Origin of the sequence: Salipiger sp. H15 (assembly GCF_040409955.1) — a bacterium.
Lineage (GTDB): Bacteria > Pseudomonadota > Alphaproteobacteria > Rhodobacterales > Rhodobacteraceae > Salipiger.
In genome coordinates this window covers 406,812-422,053 of sequence record NZ_CP123384.1, presented here as the reverse complement: position 1 = coordinate 422,053, position 15,242 = coordinate 406,812, and the positions used below count along the sequence as shown (strand labels likewise).

The 15,242-nt window shown below is 69.8% G+C and carries 10 protein-coding genes; 4 read left to right on the top strand and 6 right to left on the bottom strand.

Annotation, left to right across the window (positions count from 1 at the left end; genetic code table 11):
• Positions 1–3: 3 nt before the first annotated feature.
• Both ureG and PVT71_RS02055 read left to right on the top strand, forming a co-directional pair.
• Entirely contained in the window at positions 4–636 is a 633-nt protein-coding gene (gene ureG / locus PVT71_RS02060; protein ID WP_353472838.1) for an urease accessory protein UreG, read from the top strand.
• Entirely contained in the window at positions 633–1,604 is a 972-nt protein-coding gene (locus tag PVT71_RS02055) for a 2-dehydropantoate 2-reductase N-terminal domain-containing protein (RefSeq protein ID WP_353472837.1), read from the top strand. Before ureG ends, PVT71_RS02055 begins: the two co-directional genes overlap by 4 nt.
• A 7-nt stretch (positions 1,605–1,611) precedes the next feature.
• On the opposite strand, the gene PVT71_RS02050 is transcribed toward PVT71_RS02055, so the two are convergent.
• From PVT71_RS02050 to PVT71_RS02040, 3 genes are all read right to left on the bottom strand, one after another.
• Entirely contained in the window at positions 1,612–2,136 is a 525-nt protein-coding gene (locus PVT71_RS02050; RefSeq protein ID WP_353472836.1) for an RES family NAD+ phosphorylase, read from the bottom strand.
• Between the two features lie 125 nt (positions 2,137–2,261).
• The gene (locus PVT71_RS02045; RefSeq protein WP_353472835.1) at positions 2,262–7,106 is read right to left on the bottom strand and encodes a translocation/assembly module TamB domain-containing protein; all 4,845 of its coding nucleotides are present in this window, start codon (positions 7,104–7,106) and stop codon (positions 2,262–2,264) included.
• Between the two features lie 20 nt (positions 7,107–7,126).
• Positions 7,127–8,884: a BamA/TamA family outer membrane protein gene (locus PVT71_RS02040; protein ID WP_353472834.1), complete on the bottom strand. Its 1,758-nt coding sequence runs from the start codon at positions 8,882–8,884 to the stop codon at positions 7,127–7,129.
• Positions 8,885–9,216: 332 nt separating this feature from the next.
• Between PVT71_RS02040 and PVT71_RS02035 the strand changes: the two genes are divergently transcribed.
• Both PVT71_RS02035 and PVT71_RS02030 read left to right on the top strand, forming a co-directional pair.
• Positions 9,217–10,122 (top strand): NAD-dependent epimerase/dehydratase family protein, encoded by a 906-nt coding sequence (locus PVT71_RS02035; RefSeq protein ID WP_353472833.1) that lies wholly within the window; start codon positions 9,217–9,219, stop codon positions 10,120–10,122.
• Positions 10,123–10,126: 4 nt separating this feature from the next.
• Entirely contained in the window at positions 10,127–10,690 is a 564-nt protein-coding gene (locus PVT71_RS02030; RefSeq protein WP_353472832.1) for a hypothetical protein, read from the top strand.
• A gap of 62 nt (positions 10,691–10,752) precedes the next feature.
• On the opposite strand, the gene PVT71_RS02025 is transcribed toward PVT71_RS02030, so the two are convergent.
• The 3 genes from PVT71_RS02025 to dnaG all read right to left on the bottom strand — a co-directional run bounded on the left by PVT71_RS02025 (position 10,753) and on the right by dnaG (position 15,202).
• Entirely contained in the window at positions 10,753–11,040 is a 288-nt protein-coding gene (locus PVT71_RS02025; RefSeq protein ID WP_353472831.1) for an HlyU family transcriptional regulator, read from the bottom strand.
• Positions 11,041–11,056: 16 nt separating this feature from the next.
• Positions 11,057–13,054, bottom strand: coding sequence for an RNA polymerase sigma factor RpoD (gene rpoD, locus PVT71_RS02020; RefSeq protein ID WP_353472830.1), 1,998 nt, complete (start codon positions 13,052–13,054; stop codon positions 11,057–11,059).
• A gap of 141 nt (positions 13,055–13,195) precedes the next feature.
• On the bottom strand, positions 13,196–15,202 hold the full coding sequence (gene dnaG, locus PVT71_RS02015; RefSeq protein ID WP_353472829.1) for a DNA primase: 2,007 nt from the start codon (positions 15,200–15,202) through the stop codon (positions 13,196–13,198).
• Positions 15,203–15,242 lie beyond the last annotated feature (40 nt).

The following is a 15,242-nucleotide window of genomic DNA, read 5'->3' as shown; positions in this document are numbered from 1 at the left end:
GACATGACTTCCCCCAACGGACCCCTCCGCGTCGGTCTCGGCGGCCCCGTGGGCGCCGGCAAGACCACCCTCACCGCCGCCCTTGCCCGCGCGCTGCGCGACCGGCTCTCGATGGCCGTGGTGACCAATGACATCTATACCCGCGAGGATGCCGAAGAGCTGATGCGCCAGCAGATCCTGCCGCTCGACCGCATCAAGGGTGTCGAGACCGGCGGCTGCCCGCATACGGCGATCCGCGAGGATGCCTCGATCAACCTCGCCGCCATTGCCGAGCTGAACGCGGCCTTTCCCGACCTCGACCTCGTGCTGATCGAAAGCGGCGGCGACAACCTGTCCGCCACCTTCTCGCCCGAGCTGGCCGACGTGACGATCTACGTGATCGACGTGGCCGCGGGCGAGGAAATCCCGCGCAAGGGCGGCCCGGCGATCACCAAGTCGGACATCCTCGTCATCAACAAGACCGACCTCGCGCCCTATGTCGGCGCCTCGCTCGAGGTGATGGAGCGCGACGCGACGCGGATGCGCGCCGGCAAGCCCTTCGTCTTCGCGCAGGTCAAGCACGGCAAGGGCGTGGACGAGATCGTCTCGCTGCTCGCCAGGATCGGGGGCCTGCCGCTGGCGGAAGCGGTGGAATGAGCCGGATCGTCATCCTCGGCATCGGCGCGATCGGCGGGGCGCTGGCGGTCATGCTGAGCCGCGCCGGGCAGGAGGTCATCGGCATCGCCCGCGGCGCGCAGCTCGAGGCGGTGCGCAAGGGCGGCCTGACCCTGCGCACGCCCGAGGGCGCGCTGCACGCGGAGTTTCCCTGCGTCGCCACGCCCGCCGAGGCGCAGCTGCGCGCGGATGACGTGATCTGCCTCTGCGTGAAGACCCAGCACAGCGAGGCGGCGCTGCAGCAACTGCGCGACGCGGGGCTGCGCGACCAGCCCCTCTTCTGCTTCCAGAACGGGGTGGAGAACGAGCGCCTCGCGCTGCGCTACTTCCCCAACGTGCACGGCGTGACGGTGATGCTGCCGGCCGATTTCGTGCAGCCCGGCGAGGTGGTCTGCTACGGCGCGCCCTTCATCGGCTCCTTCGACATCGGGTGCTATCCCGAGGGCATCGATGCCGCTGACGCGGCGCTTGTGGCGCGGCTCGAGGCGGCGGGCTTCCCCTCTGCCACGCGCGCGGCGGTGATGCAGCGCAAGTACGGCAAGCTGCTGATGAACCTCGGCAATATCGTCGGCGCGGCGCTTGGTGAAGGCGCCGATGGTGCGCCGGTGACCGCCGCACTGAAGGCCGAGGCCGAGGCGGTGCTTGCCCGCGCGGGCATCGCCTGGACCGATCCCGGAGAAGACGACGGCAGCCGCGCAGCGCAGCTCAAGATCGTGGACGTTCCCGGCATCACACGCGTCGGCAGTTCCACCGCGCAGAGCCTTGCGCGCGGCGCGGGCTCGGTCGAGACCGATTACCTGAACGGCGAGGTCTCGCTCCTTGGCCGGCTCCACGGCGTGCCCACGCCGGGCAACGACTGGGTCACCGCGCTGGCCGCCCGGCTGGTGCGCGAGGGAGCCGCGCCGGGCGCGGTCACGCTGGCCGAGGTCGAGGCGGCGCTGGGGCTCTGAGCCCGGCTCAGCCCGGCGCCAGCGGATAGGGCAGGGTCCGGCCGGTGAGCCGGGCCCGTACCCGCGGGGACAGCCAGTCGAAGAGCACGAGATGCCAGCGGCCCGGGGCGCTACGGGCGGTGTAGATCATCCCGTCCGCCCCGCCGTCGCGCGCGAGGTCCGAGACGCGCCAGGTCGAGGCGGGCCTTCCCTCGGCCCGTTCCGGCAGCCAGGGCACCGCGGCCAGCGCCGGGTCCGCGCCCCAGTCGGCGCATTGCGCCGCGTCGCGCAGGTCGAGCACCCGCGCCGCGGCAATCTCCAGCTCGCAGATCACCCGGGGCGCGTCGCCCGCCTTCACGTAGGCCTTGATCGCATGCTCCGCCCAGTCCGGGCGCGACGAGACGTAGAGCGTCGGCTGGCCGCCGTGGTGGAACCGCCCCTCGGGGCTGAGCGCGGGGGCAAGCGCGCTGGCCCGGCGGTCCTCGGTGACGATCCGGTAGAACCGCCCGCCGATCCTGCGGAACCGACCCTCGACCGGCAGACCCATGTCCATGAAACACCCCCGCTGACAAACGGCCCCGTTCTAGGGGCGGGCGCCGGTCTCGGCAATGGGGCACGGAGCGGAGGCGAAAAGGGTGTCCCCGCGGGGACACCCTTGCTCGCTGCGCGGACGCAGCCTCAGTAGTCGTGCTCGTAGTAGAGGCCGAGCGTGCTGTCGCCCTCGGAGGTCACGCTGCCCTTGGCCTTCAGGCTCGGGGTGATCTTGATGTTGAGGTTGACCGCGCTGCCGCCGCCCGAGTCCACCTCGACATCGGTGTAGACGTTGTCCGAGATGTACTTGCCGAGCCGCAGACCTGCCTCGCCCTCGTCATTGGTGGTGACGTCAAGGTCGTCGAGCCCGAACCCTTGCCGCAGGTTGTCCACGGCCCCCGAGCCTCGCCCGGCGAGTGTGTTGACCGCCGCCGCGATCTGCAGCGCCTGGAAGCCCGAGATCTGGGTCAGGTCGCGGCCGAAGAGCAGCAGTGCCAGCACTTCCTCCTCGGGCCGCGAGGGGTCCGAGGTGAAATCGACCTCGGGCGCCGTCGCAAGCCCGGTGATGCTGACCGTCACCGTGGTGCTTTCCACCTGGCTGGTCGCGGCGATGTCGAGCGTCGGGATGAAATCGCCGGTCAGCGCCATCGAGGCGCGGTCCAGCGTGAGCCGCTGGCCGAGGATGTCGAGCCGGCCGCGGATCAGGTCGAAACGGCCCTGCGGGATCACGTCGTTCGACGAGCCGGTGATGCGCAGCGCGCCGCCCAGTTCCATGTCGAGACCCCGGCCGCGCACGAAGATGCGCTGCGGCGCGCGGATCACCAGGTCGAGCGGCAACGAGTAGCCTGAGCCCTCGCTCTGCTGGTCCTCGTCGATCAGCCCGGCGCGGATGCGGGTCACGCGCGAGCTGAAGGGCTCCGAGACATGGCTCAGCACGAAGCCGCGGCTTCCCGGCCCGAGCCCGGTTTCCGGGATGCGGATCTCGGCGTTGTCGATGAGGATGTCGCCGCGGATCGCCGGCCCGGTGAGCAGCGGCCCCGAGATCGAGACATTGCCGCCGAGCTGCACCTGGTAGAGTCGCCGGTCCTCGAGCACCAGCTGGTTGAGCGCGATGGCGATGTCGGCGGGGTAAGAGCCGCTCATGCCGATGGTGCCGTTCACCTCGAGCCGCCCGCCGGTGGCGAGCGCGCTCGAGGCGGTCAGCCGGGTCTGGCCGCCGCCGACGTTGGCATTGAGGTTGAGCCCGGTGAATTCGAGCCCGGCCCCCGGCACGACGACCTGCGCGCCGTTCACCGTCACGTTGCCCGAGAGCGAGTTCACCGCCAGCGGGCCGTTCAGCCGCATGTCGATGTTGGCGGTGCCCGAGAGCAGGTTGGGAGCGGCAAGCTCGTTGGCCAGTTGCAGCGGCGCGTTGCCGGTGATCGCGAGGTTGGCGCTGCCGAAGTCCTGCGCGATCGTGCCCGCGATCTGCGCCCGCGTCCCGCCGGGGGCGGTGACGTTGGTCTGCAGCTGGTACTGGCTGCCGTTCAGCGCCAGCGTGCCCTCGGCGGTGGCGCGGCCGGGAAGCTGCGGCACCAGCAGGCCGAGATCGCGCAGCGCCACGTTGTAGGTGATGCTGCTGTTCGCGCCGCCGTAGCCGCCGCTGGCGGTGGCGGTGATCTCGCGGGTCTGCACCTCGAGCCGGCGGATGCTGAGCGCGCCGCTGGCGTCGCGGGTCAGCTGCACCACGGCGCTGCCGTCGCCGCCGACCAGCTGGTCGACGGTGGGAATGCCGAGCGCCAATGCGCGGGTCTGGAGTTGCCCGTCGGCGGTAAGGCTGCCGTCGGCGAGGTTGTAGTTCACCGTGCCGTCGAAGTTCAGCCCGCCGTTCAGCGGCTGGCCGACCAGCGGCGCGTAGGCGGCGAGCGAGCCGACCGAGGCGTTGCCGTCGAAGCCCACCGTGCCGAGCTTGCCGCCGCCGAGCTTCTCGGCGGTGACGCGGCCCTGCGCGCTGGCCTCGCCCGGGCCGGAGCCGGTGAAGTCGAGCTGGTAGGCGCCGTCGCTTTCCTGCAGCGTGCCCTTCAGCTGCGCGCCGCCGTTCACGCCGGGCTGGATCAGCGACATGTCGGGCAGGGCGATGTCGAAGCTGGCATTGCTGAGCCCGCCTTCCGCGGAGGGCTCCTTGCCGAGCAGCGCGGCGGTGTAGACGTCGCCCGTGGCGGTGACCTGGATCGCCTGTCCGTTCACGTCGAGCTGGCGGATCTGCACGAGATCGCCGTCATAGGCGACCGAGGCGTCGAGATCGACCGTGCCGGTCAGCAGCCCGTCCACCTGCGCGATGCCGGTGCCGAGATCGCGCGTGGTGCCGTCGAGCACCGCGTCCACCGCGCCGGTCTTCATGTCGTAGGAGACGTCGGCGGCCAGGTCGAGCCCGCCGGACAGCGCGCGCCCGGCGAGCGGCTCGTAGATCGACAGATCCGCCGCCGCCACGTCGCCGTCGAAGGAGACGGTGCCGATGCTGCCGTCGGGCTGCTTCGCGGCGCTGGCCTTGCCGGTGATGCGCACATCGCCGGGGGCAGAGGCGTCGAGGTCGAGCTGGTAGCTGTCCGCCGCCTCCTGCAGCGTGCCGGTGAAGCGGGCCGGGCCGGTGATCTCCGGCTCGATCAGCGACATGTCGGGCAGCGAGATGTCGAAGCTGGCGTTGCTCTGCCCGGCGCTGGCGGAGGGCGTGCCGCCGAGCAGCGCCGAGGTGTAGACCTCGCCCTGCGCGGTGACCTGCACCGCCTCGCCGTTCACCTCTAGCTGGCGGATTTGCGCCAGATCGCCGTCATAGGCGACCGAGGCGTCAAGATCGACCGTACCGCGCAGCAGCCCGTCGAGCTGGGCGATGCCGGTCTCGATGTCGCGCACGGTGCCGTCCAGCACCGCGTCGATCGCGCCGCCGTCCAGCGTGTAGGCGACGTCGGTCTTCAGGTCCACGCCACCCGCCAGCGGCTTGCCGGCGAGCGGGGCGAAGGCCGAAAGGTCCTGCGCCGCGGCGTCGCCCTCGAAGCGGATGGTCCCGATGCCGCCCTCCTCGAGCTTGCTGGCGGTGACCAGACCGTCGAGGTCGGTACCGCCCGGCGCGCTGCCGGTGATGTCGAGCCGGTAGGCCTCGGGCGTCTCGTCGAGCGTGCCCTTGACCTCGACCGCGCCCGTGAGGCCCTCCTGCACCTTCGAGGCGTCGGGGATCGAGATCTCGAAATTGCCGGTGCTGCCGCCGGTCTGCAGCTTGGCCTCGGCGACGGCCTTGATGCCCTCGCCCGAGAGGTCGAGGCGGCGCAGCTCGGTGCCTTCCTCGTTGCGCACGGCGGAGGCGAAGAGCTCCACCGTGCCCTCGAGCAGCCCGTCGGCCTGCGCGATGCCGGTCTTCAGATCCAGCGTGCGGCCCTGCGTGGTGACGTCGAAACGCCCCGCGACCGGCTCGATCGTGCCCTTGACCGCGAGGTCGGCGTCGCCGCCGAGCGGACGCCCGGCAAGGCCGGAGAAGCGCGCGATGTCCTCGGCCTTGAGGTTGAGGTCGGGCTCGATGACGATGTTGCCGCTGTTGCCGAGACCCGAGAACGTCACGTCCCCGGCGAGCGAGATGCCCGCGCCGCCGAAGTCGATCTGGCGCAGGTAGAGCGGATCGCCGGCCTGCCATTCGATCTGCATGACGCCCTTCAGCTCCTCGCCCGCGGCGTCGGCCATCGAGGCGTCGGCGAAGTCGAGGCCGGAGGCGTCGAAGGTCAGCTGCGCGTCCACGCCGCCGGGCAGCGAGGCGCCGGAGCTGCGGCGGATCGTGCCGCGACCGGCGATGTCGGCGCGCTCGACCGACATGTCGGGGCGGTCGATGCCCTCGGCTACCACGTCGAGCGAGAAGGCCTCGCCCTGCGATGCGTCGAAGTCGAGCGCCAGCGTGGCGTGATCGACCATGGTCACGTCGCCGGACATGGCGAGCCGCACCGGGCTGCCGTCTTCCGAGGCGATCTCGCCGTCGAGCTTCATCAGCTCGGGCCAGCCGTCGGCGCCGATGCGCGCGGTGCCGGTGAGCGAGACCATGGCGGCCTGCAGGTCGAGCTTCTGCAGGTCGAGCGTGCCGTCCGAGCCCTGCAGGCCCGAGACCTGCAGGCTCTGCTCGGGGCCGAAGAACTCGCGGTGCTGCTCGGGCAGCAGCGGGCGCAGGTCGCCCGAGAGGTCGGCGCTGAACTGGCGTCCGGCCTCGGAGCTGCCCTGCAGCGTGACCTGTCCGCCGAGCCGCTCCTCGCCGTCGGTGGCGAGCTGCAGGTCGGCCTTGAAGTCGTCGAGCACGCCGTCGCCCTTGACCGTCATGGCGAGCGAGGGGGCGCCGGGCAGGCCGAGCTTGGTGCCGACGATGCCGCCGCTTTCCTCCTCGAGCGCGACGTCGATGGTCAGCGCGCCGCTGGCGTTGGCGTAGCTGCCGGCGAGGGTCAGCGAATCCTGCGGCCCGTCGAGCCGGTTCACCGCGATGTCGGCATTGCCCTCGCCATCGGCGAGCTTGGCCGAGCCCTCGACCTCGAGCGCGATCTCCTCGCCCATCAGGGGCGTGCCCAGTTCCACCCGCGCGATCTTCAGCGCGCCGACGTCGACCGAGACCGGCAGGTCGGGCAGGGAGAAATCGCCCGAGGCCTCGGGGGCCGGGGTCTCGCCGTCGGTGACCGGGGCGCGGGCCACGGCCAGCCGCTCGGCGCTCAGCTCGTTGACGATGAGCTGGCCGCGCAGCAGCGCGGTGCGGCGCCAGTTGAGCTTGGCGTTCTCGAGCGTCAGCCAGACGCCCTCGGAATCGGAAATGGTCATCCGCTCGAGCGTCGCCTCGGAGCTCAGCGCCCCGCGAAAGCCGGTGATGCGCACGTCGCGCCCGGCGCCCGAGAGGGAATCCTCGATCAGCCGTTCAAGAAAACCGCCGCTGTCCTCGTCCTCTTCCTGCGCGAGGGCAGGGGGGGCCGCCAGAAAGAGCGGCAGGAGCAGAGCCATGAAAAATCGCTTGAGAAGGGTCAAAACGCCTGTCCTATCCCGAGGTAAATCTGAACGCCTTCGCCGGTGTCGCCCCCCGCGGGCATGGCGACGTCGAAGCGCAGCGGGCCGATGCCCGTCTTGTAGCGCACGCCGAGGCCCGCGCCCGCGTGCCATTCGCCGTCGTCGCCGCCCGGCGTGCTGTCGCGCCCGATGTAGCCCGCGTCGTAGAACAGCACCGCGCCGAGGCTTTCACCGATGTCCTGACGGAATTCGGCGGAGAGACCGGCAAAGCTGCGGCCGCCGATCGAATCGCCGTTACCGAGGTCGATGGCGAGCGACTGGTAGGGCTGGCCGCGCACGGTTCCCGCGCCGCCGGAGTAGAAGAGATAGTCCGGCGGGGTCTGGTCGATGTCGGGCCCGACCACCGAGCCCAGCATCACCCGCCCGGCCAGCACCGAGCGCTCGCGCGCGCCAAGCGCGAGGTAGCCACGGAAGTCGCCGTAGAGCCGCGCGCCGTTGGGATCGTCGCGCAGGTTCATGAAGGGTGTCGCCTCGGTCAGGATGTAGAAGCCGTGGCGCGGGTCGAACTCGTTGTCGCGGCGGTCGTACTCGGCCTTCATCGGCAGGGTCAGCAGCTCGAAGGTGCGGTCGCCGAGGTCGTCCTTGGTTTCCGAGTAGAGGTAGCCGACGCCGATCTCGGTGTAGAGGTACTCGGTCAGCTGCCGGGTGATGCCGAGGGTGAGCTCGATGCTGTCGAGGTCGTAGTTCGGCTCCTGCAGGTGCTGCAGCTCGGTCTCGAAGTAGCCGTTGGTCTCGGGGCCGATGACCGCGGGCACGTCGAGCCGCCCGGTCAGCGTGTAGTCGAGCGTGTCGGGCTGGTCGGTGATGTCGGTGATCGAGGCGTCGAAGCGCAGCCGTTCGGCGCCGCCGAGGATGTTGCGGTGCAGCCAGTAGCCGGTGAGCGAGAGACCCTCGAGCGAGCTGATCTCGGCGCCGGCACCGATCCGGCGCGGCTTCGAATCGACGACGTCGAGCGTGTAGTCGAGCGTGCCGTCGGCGTTTGGCTGGTCCTTCTCGCGCAGCGTGACCGTGGCGAAGGTGCCGGTGCGGGTCAGCCGGTCGACCGCGTCCTTGACCTGCTGCGGGTCATAGATCTCGCCGGTCGGCAGGCCGGCGATCCGGCGCAGCGCCGCGCCGCGCACGTTGCTCTTGCCGACGTTGAGGATGCGCCCGAAGCGCAGGCGCGGGCCGGTGGTCACGCCCATCTCGGCGCTGACGCGGCGCGTCTCGTGGTTGGCGGTGATGTCCTCGCGGGTCAGGTCCGCCTTGGGGTAGCCGATGTTGCGCCAGCCATCCACCGCCGCCTGCGCGGCGCCCGAGATCGTGTCGGCGCGGGCGCGCTGGCCGGCGCGGAAATCCTCGGGCAGGTCGGTTCCGGGGGCGAGCGGCGTGACCTCGGCCTTGGAGAACTTGAAGCTCGGCCCGTGGCGGACCAGCACGTCGACCCGGTTCACCTGCTGCGGCGTCGAGAGCAGCGGGATGTCCGCCGCCTCGCGCCCGTCGATGCGGATCGACACCTCGGGACCGTAGTAGCCGCTGCCGTAGAGCGTCTCGACGATGATGCCGTAGTCGGAGAGCGCCGCGGCCATCACGTCGGGGCCTTCGGTCTTGCCGTCCGTCTTGGTCTTCACCAGCGCGGAATAGGCGGTGATCTTGTCCTGGATGTCCTGATCGAGATCGGGAAATGCGAAGCTGAGCGTTTCGAAGGCCGAGGCCGGGAATGCGGCGAGGCTCATGGCGAGACTCAGGGAAATCAACGAGTGCCGAGGGCGCAATGAACTGTCCTTTCTCGAAACCATGAGGGCACCTTAACGCAGCGGAACAGGTGCGGCTAGGCGCGGCGACAAGAAGGTCAGCCTTCCGCGTGATTTAGCGTGTCCGGGCGCGGCGGCACGCCGGGCGGCCATTTTCCCGGCCGCCGGGGCTGGCCGCGCGGGGAAAGCCGCCTGCGCGCGGGCGCGCCGCTTGCCGCAGGGGCGGCGGGGCTCTATCCCGGACGGGCAATGTTCGCCAAAGATAGATTGGCGCGGCGCTGCGCCGACGAATCCGAAGGGGGAGTGCTGGGGCCATGCAGACCTACGTGACCGGCTGTGCCGGCGTGCTCGGCTTCGAGATCCTGCGGCACCTGTCGGAGGCGGGCCACGCGGTCACCGGCATCTCGCGCAGCGCGCTGCCCGAGGGGGCGCCGAAGCTGCCGCACGTGCGGGTGAGCGACGCGCTGCACCCGGGCTGGCTGGCGCCGGGCGACGCGGGCGCGACCATCGTGCATTGCGCCGGGCTCTCGGACGCGCGGCGGCGTTTCGGCTCGATCGCCGAACTGGCCGAGGAGGTCACCCGGCCGCAGACCGATTTCGTCGAGGCGCTGGTGGCGCGCGGCTGGCGCGGGCATTTCGTGTACCTGTCGACGGCGGCGGTCTACGGCGACACCGAGGACCTGCCGATCCCCGAGACCCGCGAGCCGCAGCCCAAGGGCTATTACGCGCTGCACAAGCTGGCGGTCGAGACCGCGCTGCTCTTCCTTGCCGCGCAGCACGGGTTCCGCCTGACCCTGCTGCGGCTCGGCAATCCCTACGGCACGCCCATGCCGGGGCGCGAGCGCGGGGTGATGCGGCTCCTGCTCGACGCGCTGGCCACCGGCGCGCCCTTCACCGTCTACGGCAGTGGCGAGACCTCGCGCGATTACCTGCACATGGAGGATTTCACCGCGGCGGTGGAGCAGGTGGTGACCGGACCGCTGCCGGGGCCGGTGACGCGGCTCAACCTCGGCGCGGGGGAGGGCTGCACGCTCAACGCGCTGATCGCGCGGATGGAGGCGGCGACGGGGCGGCAGCTCAACCTCGTCAGCGAGCCCTCGGCGCTGGAGGTGAAATCGAGCGTGCTGGACATCGCGCGCGCCCGGCAGGTGCTGGGCTGGGAGCCGCGGGTGTCGCTCGAGGACGGGCTGGCGCGCATGGTCGCGGATTACGGTCTCTGAGCGGATGATCGACGCGCTGATCGCCAAGTACGGGCTGATCATCGTCTTCCTCGGCTGCGCGGTCGAGGGCGACACGGTCGCGATCACCTCGGGCCTGCTGGCCCATCACGGGCTGCTGCCGCTCTGGCCGGTGCTGGCCGCCGCCTGGGCGGGGGGCTGGACGGCGGATGCCTCGATCTACCTGCTGGCGCGGCGCTACCGGGATCACCCGCGGGTGCTGAAGATCCTGTCCCACCCGGTTTCGCAGGGGCTGGCGGACCGGTTTCTCGGGCGCCCGCTGCTGCTGGCCGCGGTGTTCCGCTTCCTGCCGGGGATGCGCACGGTGACGCCGGTGCTGCTGGCGACGGGCACGCGGCTCGGCCCGGCGCTCTACCTGCCGGTGACCTGCGTCTCGGCGCTGGTCTGGGCGGCGGTGATGGTGGTGATCGGCCATGGCATCGGCCAGCTGGTGCACCGCATCTGGGGCCACGTGGACCGCACCGAGCTGCTGCTGGCGCTGCCGGTGTTGCTGGTGGTGCTGTTCCTCGGCCATCGGCTGTGGCGCATGCGCCGGGACCTGCGCGACTAGGCCGCGAAATGCAGAACGCCGCCCCGGAGGGCGGCGCTCGGTATCTGACAAAGCTGCGGGGCTCAGCCGAAGAGCCGGGTGCCCTGTTCGTCGATCATCTGCCGCGCCTTGCGCAGAGAGGCCTCGACGGCCTCGCCATGGTCGCGGATGAGGTCGGCGCGGATCAGCTGGTGCACCTTCGTCTCGCCATCCACCTCCGCCTCGATGCGGGCGGCGACGCGGTACTGGCCCTCGGCCGGCTGCGGCGCGGGGTAGATGCGGAAGCCGTTGTATTCGACGGCCTCCACCTGCGGCTCGGCCTTGGCGGGGCCGGAGCTGCCGCCACCGAAAAGACGCGACCAGAAGGACATGGCTTCCCCTTTGCGCTTACTGGTCGAGGAACGAGCGCAGCTTGCGCGACCGCGACGGGTGCTTGAGCTTGCGCAGCGCCTTGGCCTCGATCTGACGGATCCGCTCGCGCGTCACCGAGAACTGCTGGCCGACCTCTTCCAGCGTGTGGTCGGTGTTCATGCCGATGCCGAAACGCATCCGCAGAACCCGCTCTTCACGCGGGGTGAGCGAGGAGAGCACGCGGGTGGTGGTCTCCTTGAGGTTCTCCTGGATCGCCGAATCGAGCGGCAGGATGGCGTTCTTGTCCTCGATGAAGTCGCCGAGCTGCGAATCCTCCTCGTCGCCGATCGGCGTTTCGAGCGAGATCGGCTCCTTGGCGATCTTCATCACCTTGCGGACCTTCTCGAGCGGCATCTGCAGCTTTTCCGCCAGTTCTTCCGGCGTCGGCTCGCGGCCGATCTCGTGCAGCATCTGGCGGCCGGTGCGGACCAGCTTGTTGATCGTCTCGATCATGTGCACCGGGATACGGATGGTCCGCGCCTGGTCGGCGATCGAGCGGGTGATCGCCTGGCGGATCCACCAGGTGGCGTAGGTCGAGAACTTGTAGCCGCGGCGGTACTCGAACTTGTCCACGGCCTTCATCAGGCCGATGTTGCCTTCCTGGATGAGGTCGAGGAACTGCAGGCCGCGGTTCGTGTACTTCTTGGCGATCGAGATCACGAGGCGCAGGTTGGCCTCGACCATTTCCTTCTTCGCCTGACGCGCCTCTTTCTCGCCCTTCTGCACCTGCTGGACGATGCGGCGGAATTCGCTGATGTCGAGGCCGACGTACTGGCCGACCTGCGCCATGTCGGCGCGCAGCTCTTCTGCCTTGTCCGAGAAGCGCTCGATGAACATCTGCCAGCCGCGGCCGTCCTTGGCCGCCATGTGGTCCATCCAGTTCGGATCAAGCTCGCGGCCACGGTACTCGTCGATGAACTCGCGGCGGTTGATGCGGGCCTGGTCGGCCAGCTTCACCATCGAGCTGTCGATCATCATGATGCGCTTGTTGATGCCGTAGAGCTGGTCGATCAGCGCCTCGATGCGGTTGTTGTGCAGGTGCAGGCCGTTCACCAGGGCGACGATCTCGGAGCGCACGCGCTGGTACTGCACCTCGTCCTCTTCCGAGAAGGAGCCGTCCTCGTTCAGCGTGGCGCTGATGCGGGCGTCCTGCATCTCGGACAGGGTCTCGTAATCGGCGGCGATCGTGTCGAGCGTCTCGAGCACGCGCGGCTTCAGCGCGGTCTCCATCGCGGCCAGCGACATGCTGGCCTGGTCGTCCTCGTCCTCGTCGTCGTCGCGGCGCAGCGGGTTGCCGTCGGCGTCGAGCTCGGGCTCGTTGCTGCGGATCTTCTGCGCCGAGGCGTCGCCACCACCGGCACCGACCACGGGCTCGTCCATCTCGTCGTCGTCGTCGAGCTGGTTGCCGAAGGTGGCTTCGAGGTCGATCACGTCGCGCAGGAGGATTTCCTCGCCGAGGAGTTCCTCGCGCCAGATGGTGATCGCCTGGAAGGTCAGCGGGCTTTCGCAGAGGCCCGCGATCATCGTGTTGCGGCCGGCCTCGATGCGCTTGGCGATGGCGATCTCGCCCTCGCGCGAGAGCAGCTCGACCGAGCCCATCTCGCGCAGGTACATGCGCACGGGGTCATCGGTGCGGTCGAGCTTCTCGGCGCCGCCTGCCGACAGCGCGACGTCGCGCCCGCGCGAGGCGTCGACGAGATCGGTCGAGCCCTTGGCCTTGTCGTCGCCGTCCTCGGATTCCTCGTCCTCTTCGGTGACCTGGATGCCCATTTCGGAGAGCATCGACATCACGTCTTCGATCTGGTCGGAGCTGACCTGATCGGGCGGCAGAACCTGGTTCAGCTGGTCATAGGTGATAAAGCCACGCTCGCGCGCCTCGGCGATCATCTTCTTGACCGCGGCCTGGCTCATGTCGAGGCTATGTGCGTCGTCCTGAGATTCCGGCTTGGCGTCGTCGTTGTCTTTGGCTGCCATGAAGTGCTCCGTCAAAGGGAGGGGCCGGTTCTGGCCGGCACTCGCGCAAGTGAAGTGATTCGATTTTGCGAATCATGGGGGGAATCGTTTGATTCGGCCACCCGTCTACCGGTTTTTCCTCCAGTTTCCCTAAATGGCCATCTAGTTCCGGCCCTTGGAAAAGCGAATCTGCTGCAGCAGCGCGTCGAAGGCGCTGCGTTCTTCTTTGTCCATCCGGGCGCCGTTCGCGCCCACGTCGAATTCCACGTCATCCTCGGATCGGTTCATCACCGCCTGGTTGCGTGCCTGTGCAGCTTGCCCAAGCCGCCAGGTAAGGGCCTCGTCCGCAAGGCTTTCCATGTCCTCCAGAGCCTCGGCGAGTTCGGCCACCAGCCCGGCCTGAGCGGCAATCTTGGCAAACTCCTCGGCCACCGTGAGGCGGGCGAGTTCGCTGTCACCGAAATGTCGCAGGCAGGGCACGACTGCCACATGGCGTGCCGAGAGGAGGGAATCAAGGGCCTCGGGGCCGATTCTCTGCATTGCCTCGTCCTGCAGCGCCTCGGGATCATGGGTGATCCCCGAGAGCAGCAGCGCGCGCAGCGCGGCATGGGACGGGTCCTGGCAGGGCAGGGCATCGAGCTGCCCGTCGAACTCGGCCATCAGCGCGGGGTAGCGCAGCAGCACGGCCAGGATGACATCCTCGCGCAGCCGGGTCTCGGCGGCATCCCCTGCCGCCACCAGCAGCGAGGACTTGGCCGAGGCGCTGGGGGCGATCGGAACCGCCTGGCCCCATTTCTGCGTGCGCTTGCCACTGCGGAAGGGGCTGTACTGGCCCGGGCCATCGGAAAACCCACGGCCGTTGCCGCCCGACGTTCCGCCGCGCCGGGCGCGGAAGAGCTGCCAGCGCAGGTCCTTGATCTCGTCGCCGTAGTGGCGGCGCAGGTCGGGGTGCTGGATGCGCTTGAGCGCGGCGCGCAGCGTCGCGTCGAGCGCCGCCTTGCGCTCGGGGCTGTCGAAGACCTTGCCCTCGGTCTCTCGCCGCCAGAGCAGCTGCACCATGGGCATGGCCTGGTCGAGCACCGCCTTCACCGCCTGCGGCCCCTTGGCGCGCAGCAGGTCGTCGGGATCCTGCCCCTCGGGCATGAGGGCAAAGCGCAGCCCCTTGCCGGGCACCAGCAGCGGCAGGGCGGTGTCGATCACCCGGTAGGCGGCGCGCAGCCCGGCCTTGTCGCCGTCGAGCGCGATGACCGGCTCGTCGGCGATGCGCCAGAGCAGCGCGATCTGGTGTTCGGTGACCGCCGTGCCGAGCGGCGCGACCGAGGCCTCGAACCCCGCCTCGCTGAGCGCGATGACGTCCATGTAGCCCTCGGCCACGATCAGCGGCTGGCCCTTGCCCGCCGCCTCGCGCGCGGGCGCGTGGTTGTAGAGGTTGCGGCCCTTGTCGAAGAGTTCGGTCTCGGGCGAGTTGAGGTATTTCGCGTTGTCGCGCGGGTCCATCGCGCGCCCGCCAAAGGCGATGGCGCGGCCGCGCCCGTCGCGGATCGGGAACATGATGCGGTTGCGGAACACGTCGTAGGGCGCGCGGCCCTTGTCCGAGGGCTTGGCGAGCCCGGCGCCGAGGATCAGGTCCTCGGCCACGCCCTGTCCGCGCAGGTGATCCCAGAGCCCCTGCCAGCCGTTCGGCGCGAAGCCGAGCTCGAAGCGGTCCTGCACCTCCTGCTTGAGGCCGCGCCGCTCGAGGTAGCCGCGCGCCTCGGCGGCGGCCCCGGTGCGCAGCTGCATGCGGTAGAATCGCACCGCCTGCTCCATCACCTCGGACAGCTGGCTGCGGCGGTCGGCCTTCTGCGCCGCCTGCGGGTCGCGCGCGGGCATCGGCATCCCGGCCTCGCGGGCGAGGATCTCGACCGCCTCCATGAAGCCGACGTTCTCGGATTCGCAGACGAAGGAGATCGCGTCGCCCTTCGCGTGGCAGCCGAAGCAGTAATAGAAGCCCTTGCGGTCATCGACGTGGAAGGACGCCGACTTTTCCTGGTGGAACGGGCAGGGCGCCCACATGTCGCCCTTGCCCTGGTTCGACTTCCGGCTGTCCCACATGACCTTTCGGCCCACGACCTGGGACAGGCTCGTGCGCGTGCGCAGCTCGTCGAGGAAACCGGGTGGAAGACTCATGCTCGGAGTATCAATGGACAATGAGGCCGAGTCCATGCGC

Coding starts and splice junctions, on each gene's coding strand:
- PVT71_RS02040 (WP_353472834.1), bottom strand. CDS start 8,884: ATGAGCCTCGCCGCATTCCCGGCCTCGGCCTTCGAAACGCTCAGCTTC.
- PVT71_RS02030 (WP_353472832.1), top strand. CDS start 10,127: ATGATCGACGCGCTGATCGCCAAGTACGGGCTGATCATCGTCTTCCTC.
- PVT71_RS02035 (WP_353472833.1), top strand. CDS start 9,217: ATGCAGACCTACGTGACCGGCTGTGCCGGCGTGCTCGGCTTCGAGATC.
- PVT71_RS02045 (WP_353472835.1), bottom strand. CDS start 7,106: ATGGCTCTGCTCCTGCCGCTCTTTCTGGCGGCCCCCCCTGCCCTCGCG.
- rpoD (WP_353472830.1), bottom strand. CDS start 13,054: ATGGCAGCCAAAGACAACGACGACGCCAAGCCGGAATCTCAGGACGAC.
- dnaG (WP_353472829.1), bottom strand. CDS start 15,202: ATGAGTCTTCCACCCGGTTTCCTCGACGAGCTGCGCACGCGCACGAGC.
- ureG (WP_353472838.1), top strand. CDS start 4: ATGACTTCCCCCAACGGACCCCTCCGCGTCGGTCTCGGCGGCCCCGTG.
- PVT71_RS02050 (WP_353472836.1), bottom strand. CDS start 2,136: ATGGACATGGGTCTGCCGGTCGAGGGTCGGTTCCGCAGGATCGGCGGG.
- PVT71_RS02055 (WP_353472837.1), top strand. CDS start 633: ATGAGCCGGATCGTCATCCTCGGCATCGGCGCGATCGGCGGGGCGCTG.
- PVT71_RS02025 (WP_353472831.1), bottom strand. CDS start 11,040: ATGTCCTTCTGGTCGCGTCTTTTCGGTGGCGGCAGCTCCGGCCCCGCC.